This window comes from Staphylococcus kloosii (assembly GCF_032139365.1).
Taxonomy (GTDB): domain Bacteria; phylum Bacillota; class Bacilli; order Staphylococcales; family Staphylococcaceae; genus Staphylococcus; species Staphylococcus kloosii_A.
This window is the reverse complement of record NZ_JAVTDB010000048.1, coordinates 1-18,427: the sequence shown is the minus strand read 5'-3', so window position 1 is coordinate 18,427 and position 18,427 is coordinate 1. Positions and strand designations below refer to the sequence as shown.

Here is an 18,427-nt window from a genome sequence, read left to right as displayed (position 1 = left end):
TACACCTCCTTAAATGAACATTGGTAATGCTCTCTTTTTCTCCCATTCATATTCACTCGCTATTACATAAGCAAATATTGTTGCCATGAGTGGGTCAATCTTTTCACGATTCAGTTTTTTTTCAATCATGACTGAATCATTCACATTTTTAGATATGGCATTTTTTATTGCTATATCAAGTAAAGGGTTTCGATGATGCTTGATTTCGCCATTAATAACTTTGAATCTAAAATCTATAATAGGATTCGATAACGTTTGTATACCTTGCCTGATTTCAATTAAGTCATAACGCCAATTTCTTTTTTCAATTTCTGGTAAGTAAGCGTGAATAACGTAAGGGTCATAACAGATAGCCTGAATATCTAAGTTGTTCTCATAAATTTTTTTCTCAATATAATCTAAAACTTGCATAGGATTAATTAAGCCACTATCTAAGTTAGTCACTGTACAATAGCCTTGTTTATCCATCTCTCTATAATCAATCAAATCTCGCTCTATTTTTGACTGCAAGCCACCTTTAGTACCTACAAATGAGTGAGAGGTGACGTAAAACTCTTTATTCACTTCATCTAAATGAACAAATGATACAGCTGTTAAGTCATCAGCTCTTGATAAATCAAGACCAATATAGGTTTTAGATCCTTTAATATCAAAATCAGTTTCATTTTTCTTCCAATCATTGAAATCGAGGTATGATTCTTCGCTTGCTTGCATCCAATAATTGAAGTTTTTAACTAAAACTTTGAACATCGTTCCTTTTTGCGTAGCTTCATCAACACGCTTTTGTAAAAACGTCTCAATCTGTTCTTTTAAATCATCTGATTCATTAATAAGTGGATTCGATTTCCCCCACATTGAACGGTCTTGCCATTCTTCCTCTGAATCTTGTTCATAAATTAGAGCAAAGTATTCATCATCTCTATAATCACCTTCAAGAATCTCTTTAGCATAAGGCCATTCATCTGTGTACATCGGTGCGTTTAAGTTAAAACCTGCTGTTGAAATAATAAATATTAAACTTTGTAGCAAGTTACCTTGACCTGATTGAATCAACTCGACCATTTCATTTGTTTTTGCAGCGTGATATTCATCGATGACAGCTAAGAATGGCTCGAAACCATCAACCGCACCTGTATCTCGTGATAATGGCATAACGTAAGAACCATCTTTTAAGTTTTGTAGCAACTCACGTACCTTTTTCACATCTTTTTTTAATTCAGGTACTTGCGAAACAAAGTACATTAGCTGTTTAGCAACCATATTAAAGACGATACTTGCCTGTTTCTTGTCATTGGCAGCTGTAAAGCATTGCCTACCTTCAGAAGGTTCGCTATCAAATAGGAAAGAGTAGAGCGTTAAGCCACTTACAATAAGTGATTTGCCCCCTTTTCTCGCCATTGATATAAAGGCTTTCTTAAATCTCAAATAATCATCGTCTGTAAACCAACCACGCACCATAGATATCATGAATTTTTGGAATAAAGCTAATTTATGGAACTTACCTTTAGTATCGGGTAGTGATTCCATAAACTTGATAACTTTTTTAGCACGTTTCGGTTTGTATATATATGGAAAATCATCGTTACCAATGCTTTTTAAGTCTTTCAAATGTCTAACACATGCTAATTTAGTATCTTTACACGTAATAAACGCACCTGATAGCACCATAACGCAGTATTTATAAGCGTCATCCCTGTATTCATCAGCCACATTTAGTAATTCTTCATATTCTTTTGCTATTTTTACGTTAGTCATTGTCATCAACACCGAATTCATCGTATACAGACTTGCGTACTTCGCTTTGTATAGGAGTTACAAGCTTCATTCTGCTGTCAATCGTCATTCCAAGTTGACCGCAAAGTGATTTTAACTCCTTCAAACCGTCCATATAGTTGAAATATTGAGGTGTGCGCTTCGTACCTTCTTCATTTATACTGCCAAATTGCATAATATGCCGATAAGCTTCATCAGTTGAAGCCACTACTTGGCAATATCGTTTCACACGATCATAATCTAGTTCTGCGATAGGTAATTGTTCTAACAAAGGTACAACACGTAACCATTCCTTTTTACCATCTTTGGGTAAATCATCTGGAATATTATTCACATCTATTTTATGGAACTGTTTAAGGCTATTTTCTTTCATTTCAGCCTGTTCAAGTTCTTCTTTTGTACGATGACCTTGTTTTGTTTCATTTAATTTTCTTGGTCTAGCCACTATTTACACCTCCAATTGCCAAATAGGCATGGTTTCGATTTATCGTTTTGGGAATTTGGTCACAAAAAAGTATCGAGCGATTAATCGTCAACTCAATAGTGACGGGGGTTCATCGACCCTTCCCTTTAATTTCTGTGTATCGTATTGTGACAGCTGGTACATACCGTTTCAAGATTACCCATATCTAAACGACTATCCCAGTCATCTTTTAATTCTTTTTTATGGTGAACGATCAATCTCTTATCATTTACAATTCCTTTAGCTAAACACATCTGACACAAGTTATTATCACGTAATAGCACTTGAGAACGCATTTTACGCCATGCAGTAGACTGATAGAACTTTGTGTACTGTAAGTCACTCTTATTGCGTACTTGTGCGTTATAGTGTTTGCTATTGCGTCTCCTATGCTCATGTAGTTGGTCTTGTGTCATGGTCTTGTTACCTAGTCGAACCTTAGGTTGAACGAATGACATTCAATCATCTTCTTTCATAAAATAAAAAAGAACAAACAACAAATGATTGTTGAATGTTCTTAATTGATTATGTTTTATTTTTATTTGAAGATATAAATTCTTCGATATCTAAATTATAATAAATTAATTACAATAATAAAAATTCTGTTCGTTTTGTTCGTTTTGTTCGTTTTCGTCAAACTAACTTATTAACAAAGAAGTTAATAATACTTTCATAATGTTCATAGAAGTTTGTTCTCTTCATGTTTAACAATATCATTATTCTTTGTTTGCTTTCTCCTTGTTTAAGTAATTGTAAGATATGATAATCTCTTCTATTTGTAATATCATCTTCATTGTTATCAATGATGTTCATCTGATCTACTAACTCTTGAGTCTTACAATAGTCTTTGTCGTTTCGTATAACTCTGACTAGAACCTTATCCCCAGTAGTTCCCTGTGCTTTAGGCATAGACGATTCAATACCGTACTGACCAATTGAGGTACTGTCATATTCATACACCTGTGTATCTACTAAGCGTCTCATCCAATGGTAGTCTGTTATAAGCTGCATTACTTCTTGGCGCTTATCTTCACGTGCTGCTTTACTCATTTACTTACCTCCCGCATTATAGTTATGAACCCCATTCAAATCTGCATGACTGTTAATATCATAATCACATGGTGCGTCTATCTCATCATTAGCTGTTAAGCGTATGATAATCTCATTGGTTACGTATTTGCTTAGTTCGTATAATGCCAGTAGCCATACGATATATAATGTGCGTTTAATGAATTTCATTCAATGACTGTCCTTTCTTTGTATAGCTTTTCTTAAATTACTTGCCCCTTTACATAAGCTGCTTAATGCATGCTTCAATTGAACCGCTCTATATAATTGTTTAGCCTCGTACTCACTCTCTGCATTAACCAGTGTAAACACTTCATTCTCTCTAGCCTTAACCACATCGTGAAAGACTTCGCCTGTATCGTGTGTGATGGTTTTGATTAGGTATTGGGTCATAGAATTACTCCTTTCAATTTACAATTTTATAAATAATAGTTATTATTTTATTCATAATAAACAAAGGAGGATGTTAATATGGATATCGATTTTATTTGTAAATCCATCAACGAACATTTACATTCAAGTGAAAATGACGATAAGATTTATTTAATTACAAAATATGGTAAGTCTTACAAACTCACTTATAGTTGGCATAGCAAAAAGCATTATGATGAGTTTATTTCTATTCAGTTTATGGATGATAATAATTCAGAAAAAATGGCAGATATAGTGATTGATCAGATAGCTGCTATAGAATACCATTAAAACTAATAGGGGTTATCCCCTATTTTTTTAATATCTCTCTAACTCTTTTTACTATGTCTTTGTTCTTACAAGTCACTTTCTTTGATGAATGTACCGTTGACTGTTTTGCCTTTGCGTCCTTTGATTTCGTCATATGCGTACTGTAAACACTCCTCTAATGTCATTCCATGTTGTTGAGCTAATATAATTAACGTCACGACTGTGTCGCCTATACCATCTTTCAAATCATCTATCTTGTTACGTGATAATGCTGCACCAACTTCGCCAGCTTCTTCATAGAACTTTAATGCTTGTCTATCTGGATTACCCTTGTGCAAGTCTTTATCTATACTCCATTGTTCTACTTGTCTGATTAATTGATCTATTGTGTTAGTCATTTTGTTTGTCCTCCATAGGTTTAAAGTTATCTAAGACAGTTACTAATCTTCCGTCTTTTTCATACAATACTTCAACTTCTCTGTATGGTTCATCGTGTGTGCCATTGCCAATAGTTGTCACTACTTTAATTAGTTTTATTTCTTCTACTGAACGAGGTAATGATTTATTAAGTATATATTCCATAACTACCCACGCCCCTTATAATATTTATCTAACGTATTAACCTGTACCTTATAAGCTTCATTGGTTAATGGAATAGCTTGCACACTACTATCTTTAGTTAACTGCAATTCTGTTAGTGGTTTAGTCACCGTTACTTCTATTTTTTCGGTCATTATTTATCTCTCCCCTTGTACATCTCTCGTTCAATCTCATTTATCATATAACTTAACTCATGTAATAAATTATTATTACAACGTTCTGCTAACTTCCCTTGCTTCCATTTCGTAAGTTTATCCCACATACGCACATATGCTTCGAGTTTTTGGTTACGTCGCATTAAACGTTCATTGTTAGCTTTTAATATAGCTACATCATCGATTAAAGTATCTCGTTCCGCTTTATATTCATCGCGCTGTTCTTTATATACTTTGCTTGAAGTTCTAAAATGTTTAATTGCACTATCTTTATCTGTTATTGAATCTACGTTTTCAGGTCCATGTTTTTTCATAAATTCTAATAAGTCATCTCTAGTTGGTTCACTCACTCGCCATCACTCCTCAATTAGCTTTCCATCACGCCAAATTAGTGTCATTGTTAGGTCGTCGTTTAAGATGTAAAAGGCTATAGGTTCAACCGCAATGTGTTTAAGGCAAGATCGAATTGTAGTACAACTTGATTCGACTATTCTACTTAGAATTGTTGTATAATATAACTTTTTAAACTCTGTATCCTCCGTAATTTCTTCCTCGACTTCTATAGTGAATTTCCCATTTCCAAAACTCCTGTTAAGCAAATCACTTTTTGAAACTAGATTAATTTCAAATGCTAATGTGAATCGTTTGGGTGCATCGATAATATTGCCATCAATCAATCTACTCTCGAAGCCTGAAACCCCGTACTTATCAATCATATACTTAGCATATTCCTCTTGTGTCATTTCTACTTTACGTTTAATCTTCATCTCTTAACCCCTCCAATTTTTCTATAATTTCATCTACGGTTAGCCAGCCAGTAGGTTCTTCATTAATATGAAAGTCATTCCCATCTATAACTATTGGCACCAATTCATATAATCCTTTCTTACTACCATATGAACCGTAATGCCTTACTACACTAGCAGCTTTACTGTCGCTAAAATGATAAATATATTGAACGCCATCATATAGTTTGTGATACCTAAGTAAATCAGGTTGGTTTATTAGTTTTTCGTCGAACAATTCCACTCACTCCTCTATACTTAATCCTCTATCGCTACAAAACTGTTCAAACTCATGCTTATCAAACGTACGTCGCTTAAATTCAGTAAAACGCTTATAATGCCCACATACTGTATACGCATCACCCACAATATGTACGTGAGCAATACGTCGGTTATCTTTAGTTAGGTAATGCTTGTTAGTGAAGTAAGGTGAACGCATAATTAGTCCTCCCACTTATCAAACAGTCGTTGCACATAAAATTTTGCTTTATTAATATCCTCTTGACCGTTCTTCATATTTGCTCTACTTAAATATTTAATAGCGTTGAATACGTAGGGTGCTAATTCTGGTGGGTATTGCTTACACACTTGGTCACAGTAATCAATAACTTCTATATCACCATACGTATAATACGCTGGGTGGTTAACATTATCTTTATCCATCACTTACTCACCCTTTCACCTAATGCTATTTGGTAACTATCATCTATGCGTACTTTATGCTGCCCAACCAATACCTCAGCATAGGGTTTATCGTCGTTGTAAACTAACTTATTAACGGTCGCTGGATATGAGATGTTCGTACCTGGTTCGATAAACCAAATGTAATCGTCTAGGTTCAAATCAATAATCTTCATCATCTAGCCACCTCTTTACATTTGAATGTGTAACTTTCCCACAGATACTTTGCATACTTACTTTCACTATGCTTTTGCGGCACTTTGAATAAATGTGCTTTCTTTTCACGATAGCGCTCAGCCTTATATGTTTTTACCTTTTTCTCAATATATGCTTCTTCCATTTCATCAAACACATCAGGCTCGCCTGTATGTTTAACGCCATTGATATAAACAATTGTGCCTATCGGAACAATTTCGTATGCATCATAACCTTTAACTAGTCCGTTACGAATCTTGGCAAGTGATATATTATCTTCAGCCAATAGTTCCAATTCATCAAATGGAACGTGGTAAAAATGTTTACCTATCTTAAATTGCAAACAAATTGTATTGTCTACAGTAACGTAAGCTTTACTTAAATTCGTCGCTAAATCATAATCCCAACCTGCATCTAATCTTTTTTGAACAAGTTTAACGTTCAATCCCTTTTTGTATAAGCGTTTTTTAAATTCTTCCGATACAATATTTGTTTCACCGTTGTATGTTAATGCAGCAGTTTTTTTATGAGGCTTACCGTTCAGTAAGTCGTCATCTCGTAAACCGAGACAGCTATATCTATACTGCAACGCGCCGTAACTAATTCCTGTACGTCTCGCTAATGCTTTTAATGAAATCTCTTCACCTTTAAATATCATTGTCATATCCCCCTTTCAGTAATGGTCGGTTCCTCTATCCAACGCACCTTGCCATCTGTATAATCTTCTTTATTTGTTTGCATATGATTGTGTATTTGTTCCTCTAACTCCCAGTTATCATCATTGGCATGTACTGGAAATGTAATTGTCTTTTCAAACTCAACGTTATATTTAATCTTGATTGTTTCCTCCATTTAGATCACCTACTTCATTAATTCGTTAGATGGTACGTTATAATGTTCTGCAGCTTTCAAAATGTTATCGATACTGCCAAGTGTTCTTACCAGTTCTTTCTCTATATCAACTACTTCATTCTCTATAACAGCTTTAACTTTTGGATTATTCGCTTTTAACTGTCTAATCTTCGCTTCATATAACTCAATCTGTAAGTTCTTCTTCATGCGATAATAAGGTTTCAGTTTATTAATAAATTTCGTTCTAATCGTTTTATTGATTTCTTTTTTGAAATCCTTGATGTGTGAATCATTAAAATAAGATATGGTAACAATTTGGTTCTTGTCTCCCACAACAATTTTGTAATCACCATACTTATAGAAGCGATAACCATCAGTTTCTCCAATATGTGTTGAGTGTTGAATAGCTTGTACGGCCCAATTGAGCGCTGCATCTTTGGTCTTACCTTTACCCACACGTTGTTTGAATCTCACAAAAGCATGTTGAGATAATTTGTATTCAGTTTTGATTGGAATCACCTTCTATGATATTTCTGTAAGACTGTAAGGAAAGTGTAAGGCGTGTGTTCTTACTCGCCCTAGGCTTCAACCAAAAATCCTTACACATTACAGAAATTTTTTGAATTTGTTATTATATTTATCTACTTATATATAGGTATTTTTATTAATATTTAATAAAAAAAGTGTAAGGTGTAAGGAATTGCCTATAAACGTTGTCATATCAATAGTTCTAGGCCTTACACTTTTTGTCTCTTCCTTACACTTTTCTGTAAGGTTATAGCTTACCGCCATCTTCATCGTAAAAATCACTTGTCGTTTCGTATGCATAAAAGCGAATTGATTTTTGGTATACAGTGGACCATTTAACTGTGGTATCTAATCCAATACGTCTCAGTTCTCTGGTAAATTTAGGCTTACTGACTGCTAATAGACCGTTTTTATTACACCAACTTTGGTATATTGCATAAGCTTTTTCAGTTGGTCGACCCTCAACAGCTGGTAAAGTACGATGCTTATCATCATTAGACTCATTTAAGAATTGTAATATTGGGTCATTGTCATATTCATATTGTGCTTTATAATCTATTGACACTTGAGGCTCTTGGATGTAACCTGCCTCTAGTAAATTGGATAATCCTTTAAGTGATAAATTGAGTAAAGCTGATAAATGTTGTGGTTGTTTGAGTTTATGGAATATCATCGGGTCGCCTTTTTCTCCATCTCGTCCAAATTGTTTCAACATAGGTATCAGTATCATTCGTCTATAGAAACCACGAGATCTATCCGAAGTTTGTGGCAACTCATTACCTGCAAACATTAATTTAACGTAGGGTATAAAGTTGAAATCATCTTGTCCTTTACGTTCGGCGTTGAATTTATCTCCCGTAACGATTGTTTTATAGTTCCCTGTTTCTTTAATAAAATCAGGGTCGATATCATCAGCTATATTAACCATCGTGCTTTGAAGTGATGCAGGTTTAAAACGAGATTGAATGTCTTTGAATGACAATGCTGTAGTATTCTGAGTACCATAGAAATAATGTAGTAATTTAAATAATGTTGATTTACCGTTACCACCTGGACTGAAGAAGAAGAATGCCTTTTGTAGAAAGTTGTCACGATACAAACCGTAACCAATCATTTCATATAGTAGATTCTCAACTTCTTCATCGCTATTTGATAAATCTTTAATGAAAGACTCGACTAAATCACTTTTTGCTTCTGGATAATAATCAACAGGAATAATGTTTGTGATATGAATATCAGGATTAAATGCTTTAAGTTCCATTTTGCGTATATCAATAATTCCATTATTCACACCTACAAAATAAGGTGCTGCTTGTTCTTGTGGGTTCTTACCGCAAAGCGCTTCAAGTTTGTAATACACTTCTTTGTTTTGATTCTCTTTAAGTGAAGGTAGGTAATTGAGCGTTAGCTTACGTATGGTATTTTTGTCTAAACTAATGTACTTTTTGCCATCAAATAAATGAGGTTTACCATCAAGTAAGATACCGTTGTGTTTATCAGCAAGATATTCTGCAAATTGATAATGAAGAAACCCGCCTTTTTCTGAAAAAAACTGTGATGAATCAAAGTCATCGTTGATGAACATTGCTTTGATATCACTTGGTAATTCAGCCATGTTATACCTCCCTTCTATGCTTGTTGTAGATTGATTTGAAAACTGTATCAAATTGTCCTTCATCTTGTAGTGAGGGTTCATTGTGTTCATCCCAGTAAGATAGGAGATAATAAATTACTGTAGGATTTACATTCTTCGTTATAAGGTGCCCTACGATTTTCGTCATCGCACTATTGCGCCCTATATACTCACCTTCGTTTAATCCTTTGAGTATGGTTTGCCAAGTATCATCATCTACAAGTGGTTTGTGTTTGATAGATCTCTGAACCTCTGCTACAGCTAATATAGGTTCAAGTTCAAGTGGTTCATCATCTACGTATTTGAAAATGTAGTTATCTACATTATCTTTGTTTACGGTTGGCAAAAACATAACCTGACTTAGGACCTCGCTTGCTGGGTCATAAAAGTCCATTTCCAAAATTTTAGTGGCAATATATTGAACACTCGCTCTATATTCATCAGGCGTGAGTTTGTATGTTTTGTCTAATGGAATGACTAATCGAAATCTGGGTGCCTCTTGTCTATGATTGTGAGTTGAGTAAATAGCAAACCCTGAATCTAGTTGTCTAGCAACTTCGCTATAAAAATCTATATCAACGGGTATATCGTCATAGTCTATTGTTATAAGTGAGCGAGATACAGTGTTTTCGTTATTACGCGTTCCAGTAACCTCTCCACCAACAAAACAATAGTTTGTATTTTTATCACCTATCTTAGGTTTTTGTATGAAGTTAAGTAATTTAGTGAAAGGACCAGATACAAGTTGCACTGGTTCAGTTGTGTACTGGTCCTTAAAAACAGTAAATTTAATAGGTGTATCATAATCTAATTCAATCATCGATATCTCCACCTTCGTGATAATCAATAATTAAATTTAATCTTTGTAATTTGTAGTAGTATGCTTCGTCAATGTATTCTTCACTTATTTCGTCAGTTTCTTTAAAATAAACCTCTACATTACCTGTTTTCATACGCTTAACAAGATAATCTAATAAATCTTGATATTTATCTTTAGGAATTTTATTCATAAGAATCACTCCTCGTACCAATCAACAAATACTGTCACAACCCTGTTTCCTTTATGGTTAGCCGTTATTACATAGACTGTTGAATCGTCTTCTAATAATGCTTCTGACCAGCCTATTTCTATTGCAAAATGATTCGCTCTAATACCACAAAAGTGGCTGTCTTCTTTTTCTACTTTTAAAACGTCTTGTGCATGAAATGTGCTTAAAATTTCCAGATCTACACTGTTTAAACTTTCCAAATCATTAATTTCATGATTATCTATGATTACAAAATCTTCATTATCATAAAGTGACTGAATACAATTTTCTAAACTTTTGCTAATGTTCATTCATGCTCCTCCTTTAAAATGGCAATTCGTCTTGTAAGTCTTCTGTGCCTTTTTTAAAAGGATTGTCATTACTTGGTTTATTCGTTTGTCCTTTACGTTCAACAAATGTAACTTGATTAACTAATACATCAGTGGTAAATACTTTTTTACCGTCTTTACCTTCAAAGCTTCCTGTTTGAATAGATCCTGTAATACCTATTTTCTGACCTTTGCTAAAATTATTAGCAATAATCTCTGCAGTTTTACCAAACGCTTTACAAGTTAAAAAATCTGTTTCATATTCATCAGTCTGCTTGTTTTTAAATGGACGTTGAATAGCCACTCTAAAACTAGCTACATTATTGTTTTGTCCTTTAAGTTCTACATCTGCTACTAAATTACCTACGCCGTTAAATTGATTCATTATTTATCATCCTTTTTATTATTTTTATAGTATTGAATGCCGTTATCTAATCTCACTAATGCTTCTTCTGCATCTGCACTTGATAACTTATTACCTATGTTCATTTTCTTTTTAAGTTGCGTTTCTGTGATATCCATGAGTGGTGCTAACTGTTTAACCTTTTCAGCTACATCTTTAAGTTCTGCATCACTCGCTGATTCAAAAGGTTGTTCGGGCATTACATCACCGTTAAATATATAAAGGGCAAGACCATGTAATGCAGCCGCTTTTACAAAAACGCGCTTGTAAGTTTTGTTTATTTGAAACATATCGGCTTGCTTATAAGGTACTGCTTTATTTTTGAAATCGAGGACAGGTAATGTTTCAGTTTTTGTTAGACCTTTCAAAGTAATAGAGACCGTTACGCTATAACCTTCAGGTGTCGCAAGATAGGGTACAAAATATTGTTCGTTGTTTACTTCTGGATGTGGATACTCATGGATTTTAATTTCATAGTTCGGGTCAATTTTCATTAACTCTTGATGTGCATACGACCAAGATAAATAGTTAAGACCGTTTTTCTTATCAACATGGTCGTTAACGTTCATCTGGTTTAGTTGTTCAAATAATGATTGTTCAGCCATGTTCAACCTCCTTGTATTCAATGGTTTCTTTCACTGTTTTCTTAATTGCAATGTGATAATCCATATTAATGCTAGCCTCTTCCATTCCGTTAAACTCGCGCGCTCGGCTTCTGTTAGTTGAGTAATTCACTTCTGGATTATTACCACTTGGTTTGTTGGTAATATAGATTGGAATATCTTTATGTCGAATGAGGTATGTGATCGTTTCGTTCATTATTTAACCTCCTCAAGTAAATATAGTTTTTCGTCAAAATCTTGCTTATTATCTAAGGCTTTCCACACTTGTGTTTCAATTGTGCCTTTCGTTTTGAACTTAATAATCTCAACTCTGTCATGGCCACCATGTCGAATGCATCGGCCACGTGATTGTTGGTATTGTGTATAGCTATAAGTCGGACAGTAGTAAATCACTTGGTTCGCATATTTAAGCTCAATAGCTGCACTACCAGCTTGTATTTGTACGAGTGTCACACTGTTTGATAATGTATTACGTTCTGCTTGTGTGGGTAGTTCAAAATTTTGGCCACTGACTTCGAACACTTGTTTACCTAGTTTGTTTAACATGTCTAACAAGTTGTCTTTCTCTCTAGTAAATTGGTAAAAGATAACAACATTATCATTCGTGCTTTCAAGTAATTCTTTGGTATAAGCGACTTTTGCTTTTTGATTCGTTAAATATCTAAGTGTAGCCCCCAGCTTAGGTGGGCTATCTAATATGACTTGTTCGTCATTTATATCAATGACTCTATCTTTTGCAGCCTGTTTATATAAATTAGATTTACTGAATTCAACAAAACGCTCACTTACTTGGGGTAAATCAACAAAGTATGATGTTTCTTTCATTGTTGCGATTGACTGCCAGCAGCGTTCTAATACATCGGTTTTTTGAAAATCAACGATTTGCTTGATAGAACGACCACCAAAATGCTTTGTTTCATATATCGCATGTTTCTTAAGAAATTCAGTTTTATTCTTGTAGAAACCGAATATGATAAAGTAGTTCATGAACTTGCTCCAGGACTCTCCGGGTGTGGCTGAAAGCATGACGTAATTCGTTGAAGCCTTACATAATTTTTGTGCAGCTTTACCCCTATTACTTGTTGGGTTCATGAAGTAATGCGCTTCATCTAGAATCAAAAAGTAGTTTGTGTAATTGCTGTATTCTTTCGCTAACATAGATGACGCAATCACTTTGAAGTTAATGTTAATGCCTTCATGTTGTTCAACCTTTTTTACTTCGTAATCCCACTCATTCGATTTTTTCTTTGTTGGTGGGCAAACAATGAGCAGTGGTTCGCCCTTGTTATGTTTTAAGTAATGGTAGATAGAAATAAGTGACTTCCCCGAACTTGTGCCTAAACCATAAAAGTATGAGGGCTTAGCTTCGTTCATAACCTCTTCTTGCGTTGGGTACAACATCATGACTTAGCACCCATTTCGTTCGCCATATTGATGGCAGTTTGGATATTCTTCCATGCGCCTTCAGTGATTAGTGTGTCTATCGTTTCTATTAAATCCTCAACGTAACTAACACCATTAGCGATAATTGCAATTGTTCCGTGTTGTTTTAAGTTATCAATTTGCGCAATTTGAATAGGTTTCACTCTGCCACCTTGTTCACGCTTGACCTCAATAAATATTGCTATGCCTCTGTATATGGCAAATAGGTCTGGTATACCAACTGGAACGCCAGGACTACCACCATGTGTCTTCATGACGAAAGCATTATTACTTTCTAGGAATTGACGTATTTTATTCTCTACTTTCTTTTCAGGTCCGATATTGATTACCTCCCTTACTGGTGGTATACTTAGGTTATTAATTTATTTATAAAAAATGTTTTCGACTGTTAAGCGTTGGCGCGCTTTGCAGTCTTTTTATTTGCGAAAAAATAATTATCAAAGAATGCGTAAATCAATGCTGCTAACACTGTGCCTACAAAAATCGCTGTTGTGAAGTACATTCCGATTAGCATTAAAGTTAATGTAAATGCCATCCACGCTGTAAATGCGATATAAAATGATTTATTCATGCTATCACTCCTTTAAACGTTTGAAATTTTCAATCAAATAATTTTGCATCTTACTACCGATAAATCGGTATTCATCATTGTTATGTTTTGGTTTGTGAGAAAATGATTCAATCTCTGACCAAATTGTTTCGTTTTTAATCATGTTTGTCATAATCCATTTACGACTTTCATTTGATTCATTGATGAGATCATCCATGCCCCACCATGTTTTAGTTGTCATTCTAATCACCTCTAGACTTCTATTTGTGATGGTCTAACATCTTTAATAAATTGAATTGCTAAATCTACATCCTTACGTTTAATGTGGTTGTTAGGTGCGTTCCCTTTCATGCCTAGTGATTTTTTGGTTGATACTAGTAACCGGCTTTTAACTTTACCTAACTGATACGTGTATTCTTCTTTAGCTTTCTTATTGGCAATAGCTTGCTCATAAACATCTCCAACTAACAAAGTGTCTATAGTCATTTGTAAGCCAACATTTTCAAGTGTTTGTTCAGCTTTCGCTTTGATTGCGAATTGGATAGCGTCAATATCTTGTGGAGTAACGTACTCACCTTCAAATTTACTGTTTAGCATATCGAGTTTGTTGTTGCTTATTTGACCTGATGAAATGAGATAATCTAACTTGTCACTTACTAGTTGTTCTATAAGTTGGTTCATATCTTCTTTAGAAGTAATGCCATAGGCTTGAGCAATCTCATTATGTTGTCTTTCAACTTTGATAAAGTAACCTCTAATTTTTCTACCAATATCACTACGTTGTATCATTGATATTTCTTTTGCCATGTCGAGTGTCATGATGTGGTCGATTTGATTATGTTCGCGACCATGTGATGTTAATCTTTTTTGATTAACTTCAATGTAATCTTTGTTTTCTTCGAAACCATAACCAATCATTCTCTTTATCCAAATTGAATATTGAGTTTCAATTTCTAACCCTTTATATAGTTCTCGTCCACTTACTGCTACTGTTCCATCATCGTTACGTTTAAAATTGAATAGTGTTTGTAATTCGTTCAATTATTTTACCTCCTTGTTTTAGAATTTCGGTTTTTCCGAATCGTCACCTAAAAAAATATTATCCACTTTTATGTCGAGTGCATTAGCTAATTTTTTTAACGTATTATAATTAGCATTTTGAATATATTTCTGACTCATTTCATAATTGTAAATAGTTTTCTCAGTGACACCAGATTTTATTGCTAATTGACGTTTGTTCATAATTTTTAACGCACGCCATTGAGAAATAGTTAATACCATTTTTTCTTTCTCTTCCGTAGTCATGTTTTGCCTCCTCTCTATGAAGTTAACTACATCTTACCATTTCGGTATTTCCGAAGTCAACACTTTTATTTCATTTTTTCTGAATTATTATTTCGGATTATCTGTTGTATATTTCCGATTTTTGTGTATAATATAGGTAGATACTATTTAGGAGGTAATGACAATGTTTGGCCAAAACTTAAAATACTTAAGAAACAAACACGATATGGAACAAATAGACCTTGCACATAAACTTGGTAAAAAAAGCGCATCTAGTATAAGTGAGTGGGAAAAAGGTAAATACACTCCTAAATTAAAAACAATTTCAGAAATCGCTGCGATATTTCATGTAAGTATAAATGGATTAATGGAAGAAGATTTATCTAAACCGGAAGAAGAAAAAGAACAAGATACAATTGCAGCTCACTTTGACAAAAATGATTTAACTGAAGACGAGATGAAAGAAGTTCAAGATTTCATAAACTATCTAAAAAGCAAACGTAAATAAAGGGTGTTTATATGGGAAGATACGAAGACATAATTAGTAAATACAGCCGATTAACAATCACAGAAACAGATATGCTACCTAGTTTCCAATCAGGTATATGTTTTAATAACCAAATTTATATTAACAGTGATAGATCCGACGCAGTTAAGTTAGAGATACTAGCTGAAGAAATTGCGCATCATAAACTTACATACGGGAATATAACTGACCAATCAAAATTTAACAACCGCAAATTTGAAGTATACGCAAGACGTTATGCTATGGAACAACTAATACCGTTAAAAGGTATTATTGATAGTTTTAAACACGGTTGCCATAACTTATATGAGATGGCTAGTTTTTTTGAAGTTTCAGAAGGTTTTGTACAAGATTGCCTTGCTCATTATAAACGTAAATATGGTTTATCTACTTTATGTGGAGATTACTTAATACAGTTTGAACCACTAAGAGTATTTGAATATAAAAATATAGAATAAAGGAGTAATGTAGAATGAAAAAGGTATTATTTTTAATTTTAGCAAGTTTTTTAGTATTAGGCGCATGTGGAAATAAAGAAGATAACAAATCTGATGATAATAAAAAGTCAGAAAGTAAAAGTAAGAAATCAAATGATAAAAAGTCGAATGATGATAAGAAATCTAATGATGCTAAGAAACAAGATAAAGAAGACAAGAAATCAAATGACGGCAAACAAACTGCTAACAATGACAAACAAACACAAAACAACGATAACCAACAAGCAAATTCAAACAATCAACAACAAAATAATGGTAAATCACAACAACAACCAAATGAGCAACAACAAAATCAGCAGCAAACAAATGCTAACCAGCAACAACAAGCTAATGCTAATACACAACAAAACCAACAATTACAGCAACAAAATCAAAATAATGGCGCAAAATACCAACAAGACAGAACGCCCTATCAAAAGGAATACACGAGTAATGGGTATGAAAAATATAATAATAATTTTTCAACTTCTAAAGTAAATAAAGAACAAAACACTTTAGATCAACAATTACAAAATGGAACAATTAACCAACAACAATATGATTTGTGGTCAAAACAAATTAGAAACTAACTATAAGGGCACCTCTACCGTGCCCTATATATTTTTATCTTTTTTAAGGAGGAATACACTATGACAGTGAAAAAATATGCTAATGGTAAATGGTATTATGATTTTGGTTATGAAGGTAATCGCTATAAAAAGAAAGGTTTCAAAACGAAACGTGATGCCTCACAAGCCGAAGCTGTAGCTAAAAATAAATTAATGCAAGGCGTTATAATCAATAATAAAAGTTCTTTTTTTGAATACTATTATCAATGGATAGAGGTTAATAAAAAAGATGTTATCACGTATAGAGCCTATCAAACTTTTGTAAATGCTATTAATCAATTCAAAAAATTTCTTGAATATGAAAACATTAATGATATACGTATGGATAACTTCAACACAACGCTATACCGTAAATTTATTAAATGGTATGGTAATGATCATGCGACAGAATCAGTTAGAAAAGTACACAATTGCTTAAAAGCATCTATTGAAGATGCTATGCAAGAAGGATTAATGTATAAAAACCCGACTTATAAAGCTGTTGTTAAAGGTACTAAACCTACGCAAAGAGAAGAAGATAAGTATATGAGTATTAAAGCATTTAAAGGTTTAAAGGACTATGTCACAGGCATAAACAAACAATCGTATTTATTTGTTTACCTGTTAATTATCACGGGCGCACGTTTTGGTGAAGTACAAAGATTAAATAAAAGTGATATTAACTATGTCAACAACACGATACATTTACCTGGTACTAAAACTGAAACATCGGATAGAACAATTGATATCACAAAACAAGATATGAAATACATCCAAACTACCCTATCAAATATACCAACCAATATGAGTGGTCAAATATTCAACACTGGATATTCTTTGATAACTAATAACGCTGTAACTAAAGTTTTACAAAAATATTGTTTAGAAAATAAATTAGGAAAATATACTTTGCATTCATTAAGACACACGCACTGTTCATATTTACTTCATAATGATGTATCAATATATTACATTTCAAAACGATTAGGACATCGTAACATTAAAACTACAATGGATGTATACTCTCACTTGTTAGATGAAACTGCTGAAAAAGAGAAAGATAAAGCTATCAAAGCGTTGGAATCAATGGCACAGTAGCATGGGAACGTTATTCTTATTTTCGGGGACGTTTTTAATAATTTTAGACACATCGGGAACGTTTCGGGGACGTTTAATAATAAAAACGGTGTACAACGAAGCACATCGATATATAAGAAAACCCCGTTATATCAACGCTTTGTTAAACGAAGATTAACGAGGAATGTCGAAATTACGGAGAGTGAGGGATTCGAACCCTCGAGACGCTTGTGGCGCCTACACACTTTCCAGGCGTGCTCCTTCGGCCAACTCGGACAACTCTCCATAAGTGAATATAAAAAAACAGAAGCGATCTTTCACTTCTGTTTGTATGACCCCGACGGGACTCGAACCCGTGTTACCGCCGTGAAAGGGCGGTGTCTTAACCGCTTGACCACGGGGCCATGGCTCCACAGGTAGGACTCGAACCTACGACCGATCGGTTAACAGCCGATAGCTCTACCACTGAGCTACTGTGGAATAATATAAGATGGAGCGGGTGATGGGAATCGAACCCACAACATCAGCTTGGAAGGCTGAGGTTTTGCCATTAAACTACACCCGCTAGTTAACGATTATGGGGCGGTTGATGGGAATCGAACCCACGAATGTCGGAACCACAATCCGATGCGTTAACCACTTCGCCACAACCGCCAAAGTTAAAAG

At 34.1% G+C, this 18,427-nt stretch carries 36 protein-coding genes and 5 tRNA genes; 5 read left to right on the top strand and 36 right to left on the bottom strand.

The window, feature by feature from the left end; genetic code table 11:
* Positions 1–9 precede the first annotated feature (9 nt).
* From RPL90_RS06475 to RPL90_RS06450, 6 genes are all read right to left on the bottom strand, one after another.
* Positions 10–1,755 (bottom strand): terminase large subunit, encoded by a 1,746-nt coding sequence (locus RPL90_RS06475; protein WP_313546990.1) that lies wholly within the window; start codon positions 1,753–1,755, stop codon positions 10–12.
* On the bottom strand, positions 1,748–2,218 hold the full coding sequence (locus RPL90_RS06470) for a phage terminase small subunit P27 family (protein ID WP_313546989.1): 471 nt from the start codon (positions 2,216–2,218) through the stop codon (positions 1,748–1,750). Before RPL90_RS06470 ends, RPL90_RS06475 begins: the two co-directional genes overlap by 8 nt.
* Before the next feature lie 125 nt (positions 2,219–2,343).
* Positions 2,344–2,694, bottom strand: a complete 351-nt coding sequence (locus tag RPL90_RS06465; protein WP_313546986.1) for an HNH endonuclease — start codon at positions 2,692–2,694, stop codon at positions 2,344–2,346.
* A gap of 175 nt (positions 2,695–2,869) precedes the next feature.
* Positions 2,870–3,286 carry a hypothetical protein gene (locus RPL90_RS06460; RefSeq protein ID WP_313546984.1) on the bottom strand — a complete coding sequence of 139 codons (417 nt, stop codon included), beginning with the start codon at positions 3,284–3,286 and terminating at the stop codon, positions 2,870–2,872.
* Positions 3,287–3,475, bottom strand: a complete 189-nt coding sequence (gene rinB / locus RPL90_RS06455) for a transcriptional activator RinB (protein WP_313546981.1) — start codon at positions 3,473–3,475, stop codon at positions 3,287–3,289.
* Entirely contained in the window at positions 3,476–3,697 is a 222-nt protein-coding gene (locus tag RPL90_RS06450) for a DUF1381 domain-containing protein (protein WP_313546979.1), read from the bottom strand.
* Positions 3,698–3,775: 78 nt separating this feature from the next.
* On the opposite strand from RPL90_RS06450, the gene RPL90_RS06445 reads away from it, so the two are divergent.
* Positions 3,776–4,006 carry a hypothetical protein gene (locus RPL90_RS06445; RefSeq protein ID WP_313546977.1) on the top strand — a complete coding sequence of 77 codons (231 nt, stop codon included), beginning with the start codon at positions 3,776–3,778 and terminating at the stop codon, positions 4,004–4,006.
* A gap of 65 nt (positions 4,007–4,071) precedes the next feature.
* Here RPL90_RS06445 and RPL90_RS06440 read toward each other — a convergent pair whose 3' ends face one another.
* The 25 genes from RPL90_RS06440 to RPL90_RS06320 form a co-directional block, all read right to left on the bottom strand.
* On the bottom strand, positions 4,072–4,383 hold the full coding sequence (locus RPL90_RS06440) for a MazG-like family protein (RefSeq protein WP_313546975.1): 312 nt from the start codon (positions 4,381–4,383) through the stop codon (positions 4,072–4,074).
* The gene (locus RPL90_RS06435; protein ID WP_313546973.1) at positions 4,376–4,567 is read right to left on the bottom strand and encodes a hypothetical protein; all 192 of its coding nucleotides are present in this window, start codon (positions 4,565–4,567) and stop codon (positions 4,376–4,378) included. Before RPL90_RS06435 ends, RPL90_RS06440 begins: the two co-directional genes overlap by 8 nt.
* A gap of 2 nt (positions 4,568–4,569) precedes the next feature.
* On the bottom strand, positions 4,570–4,719 hold the full coding sequence (locus tag RPL90_RS06430) for a hypothetical protein (RefSeq protein WP_313546971.1): 150 nt from the start codon (positions 4,717–4,719) through the stop codon (positions 4,570–4,572).
* On the bottom strand, positions 4,719–5,090 hold the full coding sequence (locus tag RPL90_RS06425) for a hypothetical protein (RefSeq protein WP_313546968.1): 372 nt from the start codon (positions 5,088–5,090) through the stop codon (positions 4,719–4,721). Before RPL90_RS06425 ends, RPL90_RS06430 begins: the two co-directional genes overlap by 1 nt.
* Before the next feature lie 6 nt (positions 5,091–5,096).
* On the bottom strand, positions 5,097–5,507 hold the full coding sequence (locus RPL90_RS06420; protein WP_313546966.1) for a hypothetical protein: 411 nt from the start codon (positions 5,505–5,507) through the stop codon (positions 5,097–5,099).
* The gene (locus RPL90_RS06415) at positions 5,497–5,763 is read right to left on the bottom strand and encodes a hypothetical protein (protein ID WP_313546963.1); all 267 of its coding nucleotides are present in this window, start codon (positions 5,761–5,763) and stop codon (positions 5,497–5,499) included. The genes RPL90_RS06420 and RPL90_RS06415 overlap by 11 nt, the downstream gene beginning before the upstream one ends.
* A gap of 6 nt (positions 5,764–5,769) precedes the next feature.
* Positions 5,770–5,964: an SAV1978 family virulence-associated passenger protein gene (locus RPL90_RS06410; protein ID WP_313546958.1), complete on the bottom strand. Its 195-nt coding sequence runs from the start codon at positions 5,962–5,964 to the stop codon at positions 5,770–5,772.
* A 2-nt stretch (positions 5,965–5,966) separates the two neighbouring features.
* A complete protein-coding gene (locus RPL90_RS06405) occupies positions 5,967–6,188 on the bottom strand; it encodes a DUF3310 domain-containing protein (protein ID WP_313546953.1) in 222 nt (73 codons plus the stop codon).
* Positions 6,188–6,385 carry a hypothetical protein gene (locus RPL90_RS06400; protein WP_313546951.1) on the bottom strand — a complete coding sequence of 66 codons (198 nt, stop codon included), beginning with the start codon at positions 6,383–6,385 and terminating at the stop codon, positions 6,188–6,190. The genes RPL90_RS06405 and RPL90_RS06400 overlap by 1 nt, the downstream gene beginning before the upstream one ends.
* The gene (locus RPL90_RS06395) at positions 6,382–7,059 is read right to left on the bottom strand and encodes a hypothetical protein (protein WP_313546949.1); all 678 of its coding nucleotides are present in this window, start codon (positions 7,057–7,059) and stop codon (positions 6,382–6,384) included. Before RPL90_RS06395 ends, RPL90_RS06400 begins: the two co-directional genes overlap by 4 nt.
* A 2-nt stretch (positions 7,060–7,061) precedes the next feature.
* Positions 7,062–7,253 carry a hypothetical protein gene (locus tag RPL90_RS06390; protein ID WP_313546946.1) on the bottom strand — a complete coding sequence of 64 codons (192 nt, stop codon included), beginning with the start codon at positions 7,251–7,253 and terminating at the stop codon, positions 7,062–7,064.
* Positions 7,254–7,262: 9 nt separating this feature from the next.
* Positions 7,263–7,772: a hypothetical protein gene (locus tag RPL90_RS06385; RefSeq protein ID WP_313546943.1), complete on the bottom strand. Its 510-nt coding sequence runs from the start codon at positions 7,770–7,772 to the stop codon at positions 7,263–7,265.
* Positions 7,773–8,028: 256 nt separating this feature from the next.
* Entirely contained in the window at positions 8,029–9,396 is a 1,368-nt protein-coding gene (locus RPL90_RS06380; protein ID WP_313546940.1) for a DNA primase family protein, read from the bottom strand.
* 1 nt (position 9,397) lies between these two features.
* Entirely contained in the window at positions 9,398–10,234 is an 837-nt protein-coding gene (locus RPL90_RS06375; protein WP_313546938.1) for a primase alpha helix C-terminal domain-containing protein, read from the bottom strand.
* A complete protein-coding gene (locus RPL90_RS06370) occupies positions 10,227–10,424 on the bottom strand; it encodes a hypothetical protein (RefSeq protein ID WP_313546937.1) in 198 nt (65 codons plus the stop codon). Before RPL90_RS06370 ends, RPL90_RS06375 begins: the two co-directional genes overlap by 8 nt.
* Positions 10,425–10,429: 5 nt before the next feature.
* Positions 10,430–10,753, bottom strand: coding sequence for a hypothetical protein (locus RPL90_RS06365; protein ID WP_313546935.1), 324 nt, complete (start codon positions 10,751–10,753; stop codon positions 10,430–10,432).
* 13 nt (positions 10,754–10,766) lie between these two features.
* Positions 10,767–11,156 (bottom strand): single-stranded DNA-binding protein, encoded by a 390-nt coding sequence (locus RPL90_RS06360; RefSeq protein ID WP_313546934.1) that lies wholly within the window; start codon positions 11,154–11,156, stop codon positions 10,767–10,769.
* Complete coding sequence (locus RPL90_RS06355) at positions 11,156–11,779, bottom strand: Sak single strand annealing protein (protein WP_313546933.1); 624 nt, start codon at positions 11,777–11,779, stop codon at positions 11,156–11,158. Before RPL90_RS06355 ends, RPL90_RS06360 begins: the two co-directional genes overlap by 1 nt.
* Positions 11,772–11,993, bottom strand: coding sequence for a DUF2483 family protein (locus RPL90_RS06350; protein ID WP_313546932.1), 222 nt, complete (start codon positions 11,991–11,993; stop codon positions 11,772–11,774). The genes RPL90_RS06355 and RPL90_RS06350 overlap by 8 nt, the downstream gene beginning before the upstream one ends.
* Positions 11,993–13,201, bottom strand: a complete 1,209-nt coding sequence (locus tag RPL90_RS06345; protein ID WP_313546930.1) for a helicase-related protein — start codon at positions 13,199–13,201, stop codon at positions 11,993–11,995. The genes RPL90_RS06350 and RPL90_RS06345 overlap by 1 nt, the downstream gene beginning before the upstream one ends.
* The gene (locus RPL90_RS06340) at positions 13,198–13,530 is read right to left on the bottom strand and encodes a VRR-NUC domain-containing protein (protein WP_313547027.1); all 333 of its coding nucleotides are present in this window, start codon (positions 13,528–13,530) and stop codon (positions 13,198–13,200) included. Before RPL90_RS06340 ends, RPL90_RS06345 begins: the two co-directional genes overlap by 4 nt.
* Positions 13,531–13,628: 98 nt before the next feature.
* Positions 13,629–13,811, bottom strand: a complete 183-nt coding sequence (locus tag RPL90_RS06335; protein ID WP_313546928.1) for a hypothetical protein — start codon at positions 13,809–13,811, stop codon at positions 13,629–13,631.
* Between the two features lie 4 nt (positions 13,812–13,815).
* Positions 13,816–14,031, bottom strand: coding sequence for a DUF771 domain-containing protein (locus RPL90_RS06330; protein WP_313546925.1), 216 nt, complete (start codon positions 14,029–14,031; stop codon positions 13,816–13,818).
* Between the two features lie 11 nt (positions 14,032–14,042).
* On the bottom strand, positions 14,043–14,831 hold the full coding sequence (locus RPL90_RS06325) for an antA/AntB antirepressor family protein (RefSeq protein ID WP_313546923.1): 789 nt from the start codon (positions 14,829–14,831) through the stop codon (positions 14,043–14,045).
* A gap of 18 nt (positions 14,832–14,849) precedes the next feature.
* Entirely contained in the window at positions 14,850–15,095 is a 246-nt protein-coding gene (locus RPL90_RS06320; RefSeq protein WP_313546921.1) for a helix-turn-helix domain-containing protein, read from the bottom strand.
* A 157-nt stretch (positions 15,096–15,252) separates the two neighbouring features.
* On the opposite strand from RPL90_RS06320, the gene RPL90_RS06315 reads away from it, so the two are divergent.
* Genes RPL90_RS06315 through RPL90_RS06300 form a run of 4 tightly spaced genes read left to right on the top strand, consistent with a single transcriptional unit; the run spans position 15,253 to position 17,782 of the window.
* Positions 15,253–15,582: a helix-turn-helix domain-containing protein gene (locus RPL90_RS06315; protein WP_313546919.1), complete on the top strand. Its 330-nt coding sequence runs from the start codon at positions 15,253–15,255 to the stop codon at positions 15,580–15,582.
* A gap of 11 nt (positions 15,583–15,593) precedes the next feature.
* Complete coding sequence (locus RPL90_RS06310) at positions 15,594–16,058, top strand: ImmA/IrrE family metallo-endopeptidase (RefSeq protein WP_313546916.1); 465 nt, start codon at positions 15,594–15,596, stop codon at positions 16,056–16,058.
* A 14-nt stretch (positions 16,059–16,072) separates the two neighbouring features.
* Positions 16,073–16,666 carry a hypothetical protein gene (locus RPL90_RS06305; protein ID WP_313546913.1) on the top strand — a complete coding sequence of 198 codons (594 nt, stop codon included), beginning with the start codon at positions 16,073–16,075 and terminating at the stop codon, positions 16,664–16,666.
* A gap of 60 nt (positions 16,667–16,726) precedes the next feature.
* Positions 16,727–17,782, top strand: a complete 1,056-nt coding sequence (locus RPL90_RS06300; RefSeq protein ID WP_313546911.1) for a tyrosine-type recombinase/integrase — start codon at positions 16,727–16,729, stop codon at positions 17,780–17,782.
* Positions 17,783–17,957: 175 nt separating this feature from the next.
* Here the strand turns inward: RPL90_RS06300 and RPL90_RS06295 are convergent.
* From RPL90_RS06295 to RPL90_RS06275, 5 genes are all read right to left on the bottom strand, one after another.
* Positions 17,958–18,046 (bottom strand) — tRNA-Ser (locus tag RPL90_RS06295).
* Positions 18,047–18,093: 47 nt separating this feature from the next.
* Positions 18,094–18,165 (bottom strand) — tRNA-Glu (locus tag RPL90_RS06290).
* Between the two features lies 1 nt (position 18,166).
* A tRNA-Asn gene (locus tag RPL90_RS06285) sits at positions 18,167–18,241 on the bottom strand.
* Between the two features lie 11 nt (positions 18,242–18,252).
* Positions 18,253–18,326: transfer RNA gene (locus RPL90_RS06280), tRNA-Gly, on the bottom strand.
* 13 nt (positions 18,327–18,339) lie between these two features.
* Positions 18,340–18,415: transfer RNA gene (locus tag RPL90_RS06275), tRNA-His, on the bottom strand.
* Positions 18,416–18,427 lie beyond the last annotated feature (12 nt).